General features: G+C 67.9%; 12 protein-coding genes. 6 read left to right on the top strand and 6 right to left on the bottom strand.

The window, feature by feature from the left end; translation table 11 throughout:
• The first annotated feature begins 91 nt into the window (after positions 1-91).
• Both IEZ20_RS39565 and IEZ20_RS08725 read left to right on the top strand, forming a co-directional pair.
• Positions 92-1,081, top strand: a complete 990-nt coding sequence (locus IEZ20_RS39565; RefSeq protein ID WP_229895964.1) for a hypothetical protein — start codon at positions 92-94, stop codon at positions 1,079-1,081.
• Positions 1,078-2,877, top strand: coding sequence for an alpha-amylase family glycosyl hydrolase (locus IEZ20_RS08725; protein ID WP_229895963.1), 1,800 nt, complete (start codon positions 1,078-1,080; stop codon positions 2,875-2,877). The genes IEZ20_RS39565 and IEZ20_RS08725 overlap by 4 nt, the downstream gene beginning before the upstream one ends.
• Before the next feature lie 99 nt (positions 2,878-2,976).
• Here IEZ20_RS08725 and IEZ20_RS08720 read toward each other — a convergent pair whose 3' ends face one another.
• Both IEZ20_RS08720 and IEZ20_RS08715 read right to left on the bottom strand, forming a co-directional pair.
• Positions 2,977-3,936, bottom strand: coding sequence for an NAD(P)H-quinone oxidoreductase (locus tag IEZ20_RS08720; protein WP_189296064.1), 960 nt, complete (start codon positions 3,934-3,936; stop codon positions 2,977-2,979).
• A gap of 368 nt (positions 3,937-4,304) precedes the next feature.
• The gene (locus IEZ20_RS08715; protein ID WP_189296062.1) at positions 4,305-4,904 is read right to left on the bottom strand and encodes a TetR/AcrR family transcriptional regulator; all 600 of its coding nucleotides are present in this window, start codon (positions 4,902-4,904) and stop codon (positions 4,305-4,307) included.
• 361 nt (positions 4,905-5,265) lie between these two features.
• Here IEZ20_RS08715 and IEZ20_RS08710 point away from each other — a divergent pair, with 361 nt between their 5' ends.
• Together IEZ20_RS08710 and IEZ20_RS08705 are read left to right on the top strand one after the other, a co-directional pair.
• Positions 5,266-6,066: a MerR family transcriptional regulator gene (locus IEZ20_RS08710; protein WP_189296060.1), complete on the top strand. Its 801-nt coding sequence runs from the start codon at positions 5,266-5,268 to the stop codon at positions 6,064-6,066.
• Positions 6,063-7,277 (top strand): glycosyltransferase, encoded by a 1,215-nt coding sequence (locus IEZ20_RS08705; protein WP_189296058.1) that lies wholly within the window; start codon positions 6,063-6,065, stop codon positions 7,275-7,277. The genes IEZ20_RS08710 and IEZ20_RS08705 overlap by 4 nt, the downstream gene beginning before the upstream one ends.
• A gap of 213 nt (positions 7,278-7,490) precedes the next feature.
• Here IEZ20_RS08705 and IEZ20_RS08700 read toward each other — a convergent pair whose 3' ends face one another.
• Both IEZ20_RS08700 and IEZ20_RS08695 read right to left on the bottom strand, forming a co-directional pair.
• Positions 7,491-9,053 (bottom strand): MFS transporter, encoded by a 1,563-nt coding sequence (locus IEZ20_RS08700; protein WP_189296057.1) that lies wholly within the window; start codon positions 9,051-9,053, stop codon positions 7,491-7,493.
• A 334-nt stretch (positions 9,054-9,387) separates the two neighbouring features.
• Positions 9,388-10,350, bottom strand: coding sequence for a zinc-binding dehydrogenase (locus tag IEZ20_RS08695; RefSeq protein ID WP_189296268.1), 963 nt, complete (start codon positions 10,348-10,350; stop codon positions 9,388-9,390).
• Positions 10,351-10,515: 165 nt separating this feature from the next.
• Between IEZ20_RS08695 and IEZ20_RS08690 the strand changes: the two genes are divergently transcribed.
• Complete coding sequence (locus tag IEZ20_RS08690) at positions 10,516-11,133, top strand: TetR/AcrR family transcriptional regulator (RefSeq protein ID WP_189296055.1); 618 nt, start codon at positions 10,516-10,518, stop codon at positions 11,131-11,133.
• A 157-nt stretch (positions 11,134-11,290) separates the two neighbouring features.
• Here the strand turns inward: IEZ20_RS08690 and IEZ20_RS08685 are convergent, their stop codons facing one another.
• A complete protein-coding gene (locus IEZ20_RS08685) occupies positions 11,291-11,563 on the bottom strand; it encodes a hypothetical protein (RefSeq protein ID WP_189296053.1) in 273 nt (90 codons plus the stop codon).
• A gap of 387 nt (positions 11,564-11,950) precedes the next feature.
• Positions 11,951-13,345: a competence protein CoiA gene (locus IEZ20_RS08680; protein WP_189296051.1), complete on the bottom strand. Its 1,395-nt coding sequence runs from the start codon at positions 13,343-13,345 to the stop codon at positions 11,951-11,953.
• A gap of 355 nt (positions 13,346-13,700) precedes the next feature.
• Between IEZ20_RS08680 and IEZ20_RS08675 the strand changes: the two genes are divergently transcribed.
• Positions 13,701-14,462: a GNAT family N-acetyltransferase gene (locus IEZ20_RS08675; RefSeq protein WP_189296049.1), complete on the top strand. Its 762-nt coding sequence runs from the start codon at positions 13,701-13,703 to the stop codon at positions 14,460-14,462.
• Positions 14,463-14,656: the final 194 nt, after the last annotated feature.

Below are 14,656 nucleotides of genomic sequence, written 5' to 3'. Positions count from 1 at the left end.
ACCTCCGCGCCGCGACGATCTGGATCGAGGAACTCACACGAACCACTCCTTGATCACAACCACATACGCTCCCTAGGGCGCTGGTGCTTCTGTGGCTGTCGAAGGCCCCAGGTGCGATACTGGATCTTGGAAGATCCTTCTGCCGGCCTTGATGATTCGCCGGCTCGGCAGTGAGGGGAGGGTGTCGACGATGTGTCGCGCGCAATTTTTCGTCGAGAGGCCCGTCCGGATCACCGACAGCACACCCAAGCCACAGAGCAAGTCGCGCAAGCTGGTGAAACGTCTCTGTATCACGAGACAAGATCTGCGTCTCACCCGAAAAGCTCTGGAGCGCACTTTCACCCCCGTGAGAGTGCTTCGCGCCTTGACCGTCTTGTTCGCAGTCCTGCTTTTTGCCATGCTCGCGGATACCTTCTACGTCAGCGCGATAGAACACACCCAGAACCTGGTCGCGTCGGTCATCGCGGTGTTCGGCACCCTGGCTCTGGCATTTCTTGCGCTGGCGAGCCCAGGCGCGCTGGAGGAACTCTCGTTCGGCCCGTTCAAAGCAAAATGGCGGATCAAGGAACTCGAAACCAGAGTGCAATCACTCCAGTTGGCCGTCCTCAGCCTCCTCACCTGCCATGAACGGAGTCATCTGGAGAAACTGGCAATGGAGGAAAGGGGCGATTACGTAGAGTATCGAGATTCGATGTACCGGGAACTGGACCACCTTCGAGCTCTCGGATATCTGAAATCACGCGAGGGTTCGCAGGGGCTAACAGACATGAAGGAGAAGTTCGAACACCGGGAAGGCGCGGAGCTCCACCTCAGGGACTATGTGCGCATTACCCCCTTGGGTCGGAAGTACCTGGAACTCTACGCAAGCTGGGCTCCGAGAATATACGTCACGTCCGCAGGCGAGGTGAGGATCGGGGGGAAGCACTACGGGCCGGCCAAGGACTGGCGGGAGATCGTGGACTTCGCTTCCCAAGCCGGCTTGATGAGCGAGCCTTCCTGGGAGGATCTGCAAGGCAGACCCCCGGACCACTTGAAGCCCCCTGAGTTGAAGCCCCCTGAGCAGCTGAGCGCCTCCGCATGAGCCCCGGCCCACCGCCCGGCATGGGTGCCACCGTCCTCTCGCACGGCACCGGGTTCCGGGTCTGGGCTCCGCACGCCGAGGCCGTGGGCGTCGCCGGATCGTTCGACGGTTGGGCCGTGGTTCATCCGATGACCGCCGAGAACGGCGGCTACTGGTCCACACATCTGTCGGCGGCTCGGCCGGGCGACGAGTACAAGTACCTCGTCACCCCCGCCCAAGGCGCCGCGAAGTGGAAGATCGACCCGTACGCACGCAGGCTGACCAGCTCGGTCGGCAACGCCGTGATCGACACGACGGAGTTCTCGCACTTCGACTGGGGCGCACACCCCTGGCACAGCCCGGGCTGGGACGAGCTCGTCATCTACGAGCTGCACGTCGGCACCTTCGGCCGCGGCCCCGGCGGAGCACCCGGGCGGCTGTCCAACGTGGTCGAGCGGCTGGATGAGCTGGCCGAGCTCGGAGTGACAGCAATCGAGTTGATGCCGATCACCGAGTACGCCGGCGAGTCATCCTGGGGCTACAACCCGGTGTCCGCGTGTGCGGTGGCGGCCGACTATGGCCGCCCGAGCGAGCTGAAGGCACTGGTCAGGGCGGCCCACGCGCACGGCTTGGCCGTGCTGGTCGATGTCGTCTACAACCACCTCGGACCGGACGACCTAGACGACGGGCTGCGCCGCTTCGACGGCTGGTACGAGAACGACGGCGACGGCATCTACTTCTACAACGACCGGCGCCGCGAGTCGGGCTGGGGTCCGCGCCCCGACTACGGCCGGGCCGAAGTCCGCCGGTATCTGCGCGACAGCGCACTGTCCTGGCTTGAGGAGTACCGTTTGGACGGCCTGCGCTGGGACGCCACCGCGCGCATCCGCAGCGACGACGGCGCCGGCGGGCCCGTCGAACTTCCCGACGGCTGGGCCCTGATGCGTTGGGTCAACGACGAAATCAACACCCGCCAGCCATGGAAGATCAGCATCGCGGAGGACCTGCAGGACGACCCCGCCATCACTGCCGCCACCCCGACGGGCGCCGGCTTCGACTCCCAGTGGGACGCCGGGTTCGCCCACGCTCTCCGCTCGGCACTCACCGTCGTACAGGACGACGAACGCAGCATGGCCCAGGTACGTGCCGCGATCGAGCACCGGCTCGGCGGCACGGCTCTGGCCCGGGTCGTCTACACCGACTCCCACGACACCGCGGCCGATGCCCAGGGGCGTCTGCCCCACGCGATCTGGCCAGGCAACGCCACGAGTTGGTACGCCAAGAAGCGCTCCACACTCGGCGCCGCGGCGTTGCTGACCGCACCAGGGATACCGATGCTCTTCCAGGGACAGGAGTTCCTGGAAGACCAGCCATTCGACGACCGCACTCCGCTCGACTGGGACAAGCGCCGGCGCCACCGGGGCATCGTCCAGCTCTATACGGACCTCATCGCACTCCGGCGCAATCGCGACCACACCACCGCCGGCCTGCGTGGCGACCAGGTCAACGTGCACCACTGCAACGACGCCGACAAGGTCGTCGCCTTCCACCGATATGCGTACGGCGGCCCACGCGACAGCACCATCGTCGTCCTGAACTTCGGCAATCGCCGCTACGACGGCTATCGCATCGGGCTGCCGCGTGCAGGAGTCTGGCGCGTCCGGTTCAACAGCGACTGGGCGGGCTACGACCCGGAGTTCGACAACGCACCCAGCCTTGACACCCACACGGACGGAATCGCGCAAGACGGGCAGCCATGGTCAGGCGTCATCGGCGTGGGCCCCTACAGCGCCGTCACCCTGTCGCAGGACGCCTGAGCAAGCAGCGCCGGCCGTAAGCGCGATCGCGGAGCCCCCTTCCCAGCTGAACATGGCCGAAGCCCGGCTCAGCCCCCTCCCCCGGCAGCTGCTCGCGCTCTAGCTGTTCACCAGCAGGATCTTGCCGACGTGCCCACCAGCCTCCATGAGTCGGTGCGCCTCGGCGGCCTCGGCCATCGGCACGGTCCGGTCGACGACCAGCCGCACGGCTCCGCTCTCGATCATCGGCCAGACGTTCTTCTGCACCTCGGCGACGATGGCCGCCTTCTGCTCCTTGGACCGGGTGCGCAAGGTGGTGCCGTGCACGGACATACGCTTGAACACCAGCTCGGCCAGGTTGAGGTTGCCCTCCAGGCCGTTCTGCAGGCCTATGACGACCAAACGCCCGTCCGCTGCGAGGGACCGGACGTTGCGTTCGAGGTAGTCGCCGCCGATGACGTCGAGGATCACGTCGTACGGACCGAAGTCGGCGAAGTCCTGCCGGCGGTAGTCGATCGCCACGTCGGCGCCCAGTTCCCGCGCCCGCACGACTTTCTCGGATCCGCCGACGGTGGTGACGACACGCGCACCCAACGCCTTGGCGATCTGGATCGCCGCGGTGCCGACACCTCCGGCGCCTCCGTGCACGAGGAGGGTTTCGCCCTTCTTCAGCCCGGCAGTCATGACGATGTTGGACCACACCGTGGCGACCACTTCGGGCAGACCCGCGGCCTCGACCAGGCCGACTCCCTTGGGCACCGTGAGCAGTTGTCCGGCCGGAACGGCGACCTTCTGCGCGTAGCCGCCTCCCGTCAGCAGCGCGCACACCTCGTCACCCACCTGCCAGCCGGTCACCCCCTCGCCGACGGCGCTGATCCGGCCCGAGACCTCCAGCCCCGGATACGGCGACGTCCCCGGCGGCACCGGGTAGAGACCCCGACGCTGCATGATGTCGGCCCGGTTCAGGGCGCTGGCCACCACATCGATCACCACTTCGCCCAGGGCGGGAAGCGGGTCCTCGGCCTCGATCCACTCCAGGACCTCGGGGTCGCCGGGTTCCCTGATCGATATCGCCTTCATGATGCTCCGTTCACATGCCTGAGACAGGGGCCCCCGCGGACGTCCGGGACGGCAGCTCACGCTTGGAATGCCCGGAAGCCCAATGTTTACACGGCACACATTAGGGCGTGAAAGTGTGCAGTGTCACCATTCAATGAGCAACCGCCGGCCACGTGAGGTCGATCGCACCCGACCCCCTGCCGCGGGGCCGACAGGGCCCACCCGATCTCGGGGCGAGCGACCGGGTGGGTCGCCGCATGATGATTCGGCTCGCGGCACCGGCAATCACGCCGCGCATCCGCCCGCGGAAATGATCGGCATGCAGAGCTGGAGCCGGATCACCAGCCCCGTCCCGCCCGCTCGCCGGCCCCTGCCGATGACGCGACCCGCTATCCCTTCGCCTGTGACAGCGCCGCGGGGGTGGTGAACAGTGCTTGGACGGCGGTGCGGACACGGTCGGCGACCACGTCGGGCGTAGAGGCGTCGAGCTTGCCGTCGAGGTGCAGGAACGCCAAGCCGTGGACGAGGGCCCACACCGTGGTCGACAGCACCTCCGCATCGGCGCCGGGGAAGGCCCCGCGGACGACACCGCGGACGTACTCCGAGATCGCGGCGGTCGCGGCGACCCGTTCCTCACTGTTCGGATCGCAAGGCTCCGCGAACATCACCCGGAACAGCGCCGGGCGGTCCAGCGCGAAACGGACGTAGGCGACGGCGACCGCAGCGAGCCCATCAGGGGTCGTCGGCGAGGGATGCGCCGCGGCCAGATGTTCGGCGAGTTCGCGGTAGCCCTGCGCGGCGACCGCGGAGACGAGCGCGTCGCGGTCGGCGTAGTGCCGGTAAGGAGCCGTGGCCGAGACGCCGGCCCGCCGCGCCACCGCCCGCAGGGACAGGCCGGCGCTGCCGTCCTCCTCCAGCAGTTCCCGCGCGGCACGCAGGCAGGCGGCGCGCAGATCGCCGTGGTGATAGGTGCCGCCCGCTTGCGGCATAGGTCACGCTCCCTCACGTCTACGGCGCTTACATCGCGGTCTCGATGTGAACGCCGCATACATTGTAGGCGAGCGTGATCGAGAGAGGAACGGGGATGACCAGCGAGCTGTTCACGCCCTCTCCCCGCGCTCCAGGCACGTGCTGAACGACCGGGTCGCCGAAGCAGCCACGGAGGAGAACACGGCCGGCGACGGCCAGGTCCCGGACGACCGGCGGCATCACCCAGCGCCGCAACGCGGAGCGGGTGGTTCACGGACCGCTGGCTGCTCTCCATCCTCATCTCCGACGCCCAGCGAGCGAGCGAGTTGACCCTCCCCTTACGTCAGGCTTGAGGCTGTGTACCGACGAAAGGGCAGGTGGATGAGCTACTCCGTGGGGCAGGTCTCGGCCTTCGCCGGGGTGACGGTGCGGACACTGCATCACTACGACAAGGCGGGACTGCTTTCGCCCAGCGACCGCAGCCCCGCCGGATACCGGCTCTACAGTGAGGCCGACCTGGTCCGTCTCCAGCAGATCCTCTTCTACCGCGAACTCGGCTTCCCTCTCGACGAGATCGCCGCGATCCTCAAGGATCCGCAGGTGACTCCCCTGGAGCGGCTCCGGGCCCGGCAGCGGCAGCTGAGTGAGGAGATCGCCAGGCTGCAGCGGCTGGCCGAGGTGGCGGAACGGGCGATAGAGGTCCAGAAGACCGGGGTGTTCCTGACCCCTGAGGAACGCTTCGAGGTTTTCGGTGAGGTCGCCTTCGACCTGAGTTATGCCACCGAGGCAGAGCTGAAGTGGGCGCACTCGGAGGGACAGCGCGAAGCGATGGCGCGCGCGGCCGCCCACACCAAGGAGGACTGGCGCCGGCTCATGGGCGAGGCCGCCGCCTGGCGCGCGGAGTTGCTCGCGGTCTTCGACGAGGGAGAACCGAGCGACGGCGAGCGGGCCATGGACCTCGCCGAGGAGCACCGTCTGCACATCTCGCGATGGTTCACCTCCTGCCCACCCGACATGCACCGGCGCATCGCGGACGACTTCGTCGCCGACCCGCGCGCGTTCGCTCTGGTCGTACCGCCGTCGCAGCAACGCCCGGGCCTGGCCGCCTACATGCGCACGGCGGTGCACGCCAACGCGGCCCGCCACGCAGGCGGCCGTACCGATTCCGAGGAGGACCATTGAAGATCCTGATCGCCGCGGCCGGATCCCGCGGCGACGTCGCGCCGTACACGGGGCTGGGCGCCGAACTGCGCCGGTTCGGATACGACGTTGTCCTCGCCGCCACAGACTCCTTCGCCCCCCTCGTACGCGACGCAGGGCTGGAGTTTCGCAGCCTCCCCGCCGACCCACGGGCACGTGGCGATGTCACACGCACACGAGACCTCATGCGCACCGCTGCCGCGTTCATCACCGAACTGGGGCAGGGCTTCGCCGACGCGGTGGACGATGGCACGGACCTGCTCCTGCTGTCGGCCACCACGGCTCCGCTCGGCTGGCACCTCACCGAGGCCACGGGCACACCGAGCCTCGGTGTGTACCTCCAACCCACCACACCGACCGGCGACTTCCCGCCCGCCGTCACCGGATCCCGCTCCCTGGGCCGTCTCGCCAACCGGGCAACCGGACGCTTCGCACTGCGGATGGCCGACCGTGTCTACGAACAGGCTGTCGCAAAGCTGCGCCACCGCCTCGCGCTGCCTCCGGCCTCTCCTTCCGAGATGCGTCGACGGCAGGAACAGGCGAACTGGCCCATCTTGCACGGTTTCAGCACGGCTCTGGTGCCCCGTCCCTCCGACTGGCGCCCCGGCCTGGAGGTCGTGGGCAACTGGTGGCCCCATCACGACGCGGCCGGACAGCTGCCCGCTGATCTGGAGGACTTCCTGCGTGCCGGACCCCGGCCCGTCCTCATCGGCTTCGGCAGCATGGCGTCCGGCGACGGGGAACGGCTGAGCGAGATCGCTGTGCGAGCGCTGCGCCGCGCCGGGCTGCGAGGGCTCCTCCAAGCCGGCAGTGCCGGGCTCGCCGCCGACGGAGACGACGTGCTCACCATCGGGGACGTACCGCACGCCTTGCTGTTTCCACGGCTGGCCGCGGTGGTCCACCACGGCGGGGCCGGCACCTCGGCCGCCGCGTTGCGCGCTGGAGTGCCCGCGGTCACCGTACCGGTGACCGCGGACCAGCCGTTCTGGGCGGGGCGACTTGCCGCCATCGGCGCCGCCACCGACCCGATCCCCTTCCGCTCCCTCGACGCCGAACGGCTTGCCCACGCACTTGGGCACGTGGTGGGGCAGCAGTCGTACAGCCGAGCCGCCGCGAGAGCGGCGCGACACCTGGTGACCGAAGACGGATCCGGTCAGGTGCTGAGGGCCGTCCAGCAGCTGACCGATGGATGACATCAATCCGTCAGGTTGTCGGGTGTTGAGGCCGAGGCACACGTCAGCAGCCATGCGCCCGGCGGATTGAACGGGTCTGTTCTTCCGCCGGAAAACGCTCGTCGTCGATCTGTAGCGGTCAGCCCTGGGGTGAATGGCCGGTCCGTTTCGGAGGGTATGTGCCGCTGCCCTCGCCCTGCGGCGGGCCTGAGCCCGGGTTCTGCCATCACGCTGTCAGACGGAGCTGCGGGCCTCTTCGTAGTCCGGCTCCGGTATCGGACCCTTCTTCTTTCCGACGGCAGGCAGGGTAACCAGCAGCACAACTGCTCCGAGGAGTGCGATGACCGCGATGCAGCCCGCGCCGACGTGCATGGCGTGGACAAACGCATCGTCGGCAGCCTGAGCAAGAGTGGGCCGGTGGACGGCGGTGGCGACGTGGCGGGCCTGTTCGGCGGAAACCCGGGCCTGATCCTGCACCGGACCGGGTGCACCCTCCAGTGAAGGTTCGATCGCACGTCGGTACGTGATCGACATGATCGTACCGCCTACTGCGATGCCGATCACACTGCCGGTCTGTCGCACGGTGTTGGTGACGGCCGATCCCGCACCGGCCTGTTCCAAGGGCAGGTTGCCGATCAGTGCGGCCGTGACGGGGCCAATCACCATGCCGATCGAAAGACCCTGTACCAACAACAGGATCTCGATCCAGGCGAGTGGAGTCCGGAGTCCGAGAAACCCGTATCCGCCCATGGTCAGCGCAGCCACGGTCAGCGCCGGCACGGCGACAGGACGCAGGGACAGACGGCGAACCAGTCGCGAGGCCAGTGGCGCCCCCGCGAGCGCGCCGAATGCGGTCGGGATATTCACCAGACCTGCCTTCATCGGCGAAAATCCGAGCGCGCCTTGCAGATAGAACGCGTTGTAGAAGGTGATGGCGGCCACAGCGAAGAGCAGCAATCCGAGCGCCACATTGCCGCCACCGAATGTGCGTTGTGCGAGCAGTCGCGGATCAAAGCTGGGAACCTTGACACGCAGTTCGACGAGTACGAAAACGGCCAGCAGAACCAGACCGACAACGATCGGCGCCCAGACGTCGGGACGACTCCACACAGCCACCTGCCCCGCCCGGATCAGCCCGTAGGCCAACGCCACGAGCCCACTGATCGACAGCGACATTCCAGCGGGGTCCAACGGCCGCGGAGTGGGACTGCGGAAATTCGGAACCAGCAGGGCGAGCCCGACCAACGCCAATACCGCGACCGGGACGTTGATCAGAAAGACCGAGCCCCACCAGAAATGATCGAGCAGGAACCCTGCCAGCACCGGGCCGGCAGCCATTCCGACACCGGCCGACGTCGAGAAGATGCCGATCGCGGCAGCCCGCGCAGTGCCGGTAAAGGTCCACATAAGGATGGCCAGATTGGCGGGCGTGATCAGCGCGCTTCCCACCCCCATCGCAGCTCGCGCTGCGATCAGCTGGCCCGCATCGCTTGCGTACGCCGCCCACAGAGAGGACCCGGCGAAGATCACCAACCCACTGGAGAACACTGTCCGGTGACCATACCGATCACCCAATGCCCCCGCGGTGAACATCAACGTGGCGAAGGCCAGAGTGTACGAACCGGTCGCCCATTGCAGCTGACCTGGATCGGCCCCCAGCCCACGGACCGGGTCTGCAAGGGTCTCCAGCGCAGTACTCAGGACAGTATTGTCCAGCCAAATCAGCAGCGAACACACCATGAGAACGGCGAGAATCAACCGCTGCCTGGACTTCGGCAACGTTGGAGGTACGGTCATGAACACCCTCGGGTATCGATCGACAGGACGTGAACGACCTGGACCATAAACAAACTCCACGACGCCGTCAAGCTTGGAATTTCTCGCCGAAGCTGTTGCGGCAGGACGGACTTTATGCCCTACGCCGGATTTGCAGACTGAACAATTTTGTGCCCTCAGATGGATTTGCAAGTCGAAGGATTTTGTGACTACCGGAGGGTTGCGACTGAGCGGATTTCATGCCCTCCAGTGAGCTCACCCCCAAACGTGGACGGTGCCCTACCTCAGCCCGCGGCTGGTCGAGAACAACCGCGGATCTGTCTCATGAGACAAGAGCGGGGCAGCCCCGCGGAGGCTACGGCGCCAGCACGATGCGGCCGAAAACCTCACCCGCGTCCATCTTCTGGTGCGCCAGCACGGCTTGCTCCAGCGGCAGCACCTCGTGTACCACCGCCTCGATCTCCCCGCGGCCCGCCGCAGCGAACTGCTCCGCGCGCACGGCGTTACGGTCGGCCGGCGTGACGGTGGCCGCGCTGAAAGTGGCGAAGGACAGCGACTTCTGAAACGCCGCCATCATCTCTGTGCCGAAGTCCGCCGGCGGCTGGCCCGCGACGGCACCCACGACGACCATCCGGCCATTGGGGTTGAGCCGAGCGAAGAACGAGGGCAGGTGCTCCCCGGCCACCACGTCGATGATGACGTCGTAACCCGCCGGGGCATCGTCCGCTCCCCCACCGAAGCGGTCCAGTACGTGGGTCGCGCCGATCTTGCGCAGCCGCTCGCCGCGCTCGGCCGATGAGGTGGTGACCGCCACTGCCGCCGCACCGCCTCGAGCCGCGAGCTGCACCACCATGATCCCGATGCTGCCGGCCGCTCCGCGCACCAGGACCGTCTCCCCGGGAGCGAAGTGGGCGTGGGCGAGCCCGAAGCGGGCCACCACACCGGCACTGCCGAGCGTCACCGCGTCGGTGGCGGACAGGTCCGCGGGCAGAGGGACGATCTCTTCGACCGACGCGACAGCTTGTTCGACGTAGCCTCCGCCGGTACCGGTGGACCCCCACACCCGCCGTCCGATCCACGACGCGTCGACGCCGTCACCGACTGCTGTCACGCTCCCCGCGACCTCGCTGCCGGGGACGTGGCCCTCCTGGAAACCGTAGGCGGTCAGGGCTCCGCTACGGATCAGGGTGTCGACACCCCCGACCCCCACCGCCTCGGTGGCGACGAGCACCTGCCCGGCGGCAGGAAGGGGGGTGGGGAGGTCGATGACCGCCATGCCTTCGGGACGTCCGAACTCTCGGATCACCACTGCCTTCAACGTGGTCTCCATCTTCTCGGCTGGGTACGGGCGACTGCGCATCCGGCCCAAGGCCACGGCCGGCGTGCTGTCGGACGGTGGCCTCGGCCCACCAGACACGGGCGTGAAGTCTCTGCACCTCGGACGCTAACGGACGCCCCCGTCCGCTTGGCTAAAGTGAGAGTGGTGACAGACCGATTGCCTCACGTCCTGCGCTCCGACGCGGCAAGCAATCGCGCGCGGATACTCGAGGCGGCCCGCACGCTGTTCTCCGCCCGCGGGCTGGACGTGCCGATGCGCGAGGTCGCGCGGCGTGCCGGGGTGGGACCCGCCACCCTCTACCGCCACTTCCCCACCAAGCAGGCGCTGGTCACCGAGGCCTTTGCGGACCAGATGCGCGAGTGCCGCGCCATCGTGGACCGGGGGTACGCCGATCCCGACCCCTGGCACGGACTCTGCTCGGTCATCGAGAAGATCTGCGAGCTGCACGCCCGGGACCGAGGCTTCACCGAAGCCTTCATGTCGACGTTTCCGAACGCGGCGGACGTGACCGCGGACCGCGCATACACAGTGAAAGCAGTCACCGAACTGGCCCTCCGCGCGAGGGAGTCCGGTCACCTGCGCCCCGACTTCCTGATCCCGGACGATCTGATTCTCATGCTCATGGCGAACCGGGGAATCCACGCAAGCACGCCCTCCAGCCGGGCAGCTGCCTCCAGGCGATTCGCCGGCTTCGTCATCCAGATGATCCAAGCCTCCCCGCAGCACTCGCCGCTACCTCCTGCGACATCGCTGAACCGATGAACGACCCGGGGAATCCACGCTCGTCCTGACCCTCTGCCTCCGACCACATGAGACGGAAGCAGCAACCCACGTACACCCCGTACACCGGCACCGCCCGCGCCCCGGCCTCTCCCCCGGCGACGTCACCCCGGCAGCCCTCCCTGGCCCGGTCACAGGGTCAGGGGCTGTCGCCCGACCAGTCGAAGCGGCCGGAGCTGCCCGGGCGAGGGTCGTACAGCGCCCGGCCGCCGGGCCCGAACTGCCCGAGGTCCGTCAGCAGGGAAACACCCGTGCCGATCTCATCCTGCGTCCAGCCTGTGATGTCCAGGAGCAGCCCGTCCAGCGGGCCGCCCACGAGTTCGACGTAGCTCCGGCCGGGGAGCGGTCCCGGGTGGTCGGGGTCGGCGCCGTAGACCCGGCCTTGCAGCAGTTGCTCGTCGTCGCTGTTCATGCCGTCCAGCGTTCCAGCCACCACTGACAACGCTGGCTTCACGGGACCACCGTGGGCTTGCCTGCGCCGCCGGTGGAGGGCTTGCCGGGTCAGGTACGGAAGTGCGCCTTCCTGGGGAAGAAGTCGGCGCTCCGGACGTACTCCATGGCCTTGGTGCACTCCGGGTCGCCGAGGCGGCGTTCCGTTTCCTGCGAGCTCAGGTCCACGGTGTCACGGTGCTGTAGCCCTGGGGAACCGGACTGACGGACATCTGACTGCCTCCTGGGTGCGAGTGCCTCAACGCGGTGGTGACGCCAACTCCCCTGTAGGTCGGCAACGGTCCTGGACACCATCCGATCAGTGATGCTGCACAGCACCCACGAGCACCGCCAACGGCGCATGCGCCACTTACGCTTCGACGACTCCGTGCCGCGAGCCGCCCCGTCCGGCCGCGCTCCCGTCGCGTGGCCGGGAAGCGATCGGCGAGACGGCGGAAGGCGTCCGCGGGACGAGCCCGCCGGACGCAGGGCTTGATCGTCTAGGACCCGACGGGAGCAACAGCGGGTTGGGGGCAACACGCACGAAGTTGCTGCGGCCGGTGACCGGGTTCAGCACCGCCACCTTGAGCGGCGCCCGGGCGGCTGCCTGGATACGAGAGAGCCAGGTCTGGTTCGGCACCAGTATCGTCAGTTCCTTCGGCCACTCGGCGATCGCCGAGGGGTCAGGGCACACCACACCGGCCAGCGAGAATCCGTCGCTTGCCCACCGCGGCCGGGCGTAGACGGGTAAGCCGTTGCCGTGGGCGGGGCTCGGGTCGCCGTACTTGATCGCCTTGCCCGAGGCGGAGCGGACCATCTGCGTGAACGTCTCCCACACAGCGGCACCCAGGCCCGCATGCTCGAAGAATCCCGCCAGGCGCCGCAGTTCGGCCTCACGCTTCTGCGCCCGCTCCCGTGCCCGCTGCTCGGCGTCCCGGCGGCGTTGCGCGGCGGCGGCTGCTCGATGCTCGGCTTCCCGGCGCCGGCGCTCGGCCGCAGCAGCCCGTTCGCCGGCTTCGGCTTCGGCCTCCAGCCGGGCGCGCTCGACGGCCAGTTGCTCGTACGCGGACGCTGTCCACCACACCGTGCCGTTCGCGCCGGTGTGGGCGTGCACCCGCCCGTCGAGAATCCACTTGACCGCGTCGCCGAGCGGGCAGGTGATGTGCACCCACTTCGCCTTCGCTTTCAGCGTGCGCGGCGACCAGGTGTAGCGCGCCATCCCATGGCACACCGTCCACGCCTCGCCCCGCTGCTGCGGGAAGCGCACCCTCAGGGAGGGGACGACGCGTTCCCACGGCCGGTCCTGCACCGCCACCCAGCACACCGCCACTCCGTCCTGCGCATAGCGGGCCGTGCGCATGCGCGCGTCCTGCGGTGTCATGGGCGACAACTGCGCCTCCAAAGCCATGAAGGGGCGGTCGCGCTCGTCGAAGACCATCACGTCGGCCCGCCAGTTCCGGGTCTCGCTGCTCACTTCCAGCTCGGCCCGCCAACCCGCCGCCCGAGCAGCCATGGCCAGCTCCAGCTTCAGCAGGTGGTGCTCCGGCGATTCGTTCGCCAGCTCGCAGTCCTTCGGCCGTACATGATGGTAGAAGTGCCGGAAGCTGTGCTGGGAAACCCGGGCGAAGACCCGGCCCCGGCACTCCGGGCACGCCAACTCCAGCCCCTTGACACGGTGGACGTCCGCCCAGGAGCGGCCGCACCCGAGGTCGTCCAACGACGCGTCCAGCCGACCCCACACCGGGTGTACGGCGGTGTACCCCATCAGCCCCCCTCATACGCCCAACGGCCCCCAGAGTCCCCACGTCGGAACGCCCCCACGCTATCGACCCTGGAGAAGGGCGCGAACCCAGCGCTCTTCGGCCGGGCGAAGACTCCGGCCGGCCCTGCTGCCCCTGACAGAGGTGACCGTCCGCCGGTCCGTAGGCCGCCGCCGAGTCCTCCACCAGATTCCTCGGCGAACGGTGGAGGAATCCTGGTCGCGGCCGGTGTCCTCTTCAAGGTCCCGTTGCCGAAGCGCCGCTGTGTTCGAAGGCGAGATGACCGGCCGGCCTCAGGGCAGTGCTCCCCCGCCGGGCAATTCGAAGGCGGCCATGGTCACGCCTGCATAGGCTCCCTCCATGCCGAGCGCAGAACTTCAGCGGATCAACGCCTTCCTGTCCACCTTCGCCCGTCGCCAGGCCGGGCACGTCGTCGACTTACCGGGCGGGTTCGCTGTACATGACGATGCCTTCGCCCATTCCCGTGCGAACAACCAGGTGGTCATCAACGCGGCCGTGGATCCGGAGGCGCTGCCCGCGATCGCGGAGGAAGCACTGGGCCATCTGCCACACCGACTGGTCTCAGTCCTTGACGACGCAGTCGGCTTGGCGTGCGCAGAGCGGCTGATCCGGGCTGGATACACCCACTCCACCTATCTGGTCATGCTGCACGCAGGCCCGGTGCCGACCGGCAAACCGGCTGATGAGGTAGACCTCGACGCGATACGTACTCCGCTCACCCGGCGATGGCGGGGTCTCCTTCCGGACGTCGACAACGAGGTCATACGCCACCTCGTCGAGCGACGCGAGGCTCGCCGGGGCGGGGCCGACATCGTTCGCTTCATCGGTGCCCGCACGGAGGAAGGGGAGGTCGCCTCATGGGCCGACCTCTATGTGGACCCAGGATCCGGCATGGCACAGATCGAGGATCTGATCACTTCGACGGACCACCTCAGGTGCGGGTATGCCGATGCGGTCCTGGCCACCGCTCTGCGCCTGGCTGTCGAGGAAAACTGCAGCACCCGATTCCTGATCGCCGATGCGGCGGACTGGCCACGCCACTGGTATGAGCGTCGCGGCTTCTCCGTCATCGGTCACTCCCACTGCTTCGAACGCGGCTGATCGCGAGACAATCGACAGTCATGTGTCGCCGTCTCCCACAACACTCCTGTGGACAGGTGGGAAGACCTAACGAGCAACGGCTGACGCCGCAAGGACCTGCCCGGCGGTTCATCATGTGCGGAGCCAATGCGGCCTGCCCGGCCCGCTCCGGGGAACGCGGATCTTCTCCAGCACCGCCGTGAACTGAGTGCAGT

The organism is Streptomyces cinerochromogenes (assembly GCF_014648635.1).
In the GTDB taxonomy this organism is placed as follows: domain Bacteria; phylum Actinomycetota; class Actinomycetes; order Streptomycetales; family Streptomycetaceae; genus Streptomyces; species Streptomyces cinerochromogenes.
Note: the sequence above shows the minus strand (reverse complement) of the source record. Positions and strands in the feature narration are given on the sequence as shown.

What these genes read in the sequence shown, in the direction of transcription:
- IEZ20_RS08685 (WP_189296053.1), bottom strand. Translation starts at nt 11,563, where the DNA reads ATGAACAGCGACGACGAGCAACTGCTGCAAGGCCGGGTCTACGGCGCC.
- IEZ20_RS08700 (WP_189296057.1), bottom strand. Translation starts at nt 9,053, where the DNA reads ATGACCGTACCTCCAACGTTGCCGAAGTCCAGGCAGCGGTTGATTCTC.
- IEZ20_RS08675 (WP_189296049.1), top strand. Translation starts at nt 13,701, where the DNA reads ATGCCGAGCGCAGAACTTCAGCGGATCAACGCCTTCCTGTCCACCTTC.
- IEZ20_RS08720 (WP_189296064.1), bottom strand. Translation starts at nt 3,936, where the DNA reads ATGAAGGCGATATCGATCAGGGAACCCGGCGACCCCGAGGTCCTGGAG.
- IEZ20_RS08715 (WP_189296062.1), bottom strand. Translation starts at nt 4,904, where the DNA reads ATGCCGCAAGCGGGCGGCACCTATCACCACGGCGATCTGCGCGCCGCC.
- IEZ20_RS08725 (WP_229895963.1), top strand. Translation starts at nt 1,078, where the DNA reads ATGAGCCCCGGCCCACCGCCCGGCATGGGTGCCACCGTCCTCTCGCAC.
- IEZ20_RS08710 (WP_189296060.1), top strand. Translation starts at nt 5,266, where the DNA reads ATGAGCTACTCCGTGGGGCAGGTCTCGGCCTTCGCCGGGGTGACGGTG.
- IEZ20_RS08680 (WP_189296051.1), bottom strand. Translation starts at nt 13,345, where the DNA reads ATGGGGTACACCGCCGTACACCCGGTGTGGGGTCGGCTGGACGCGTCG.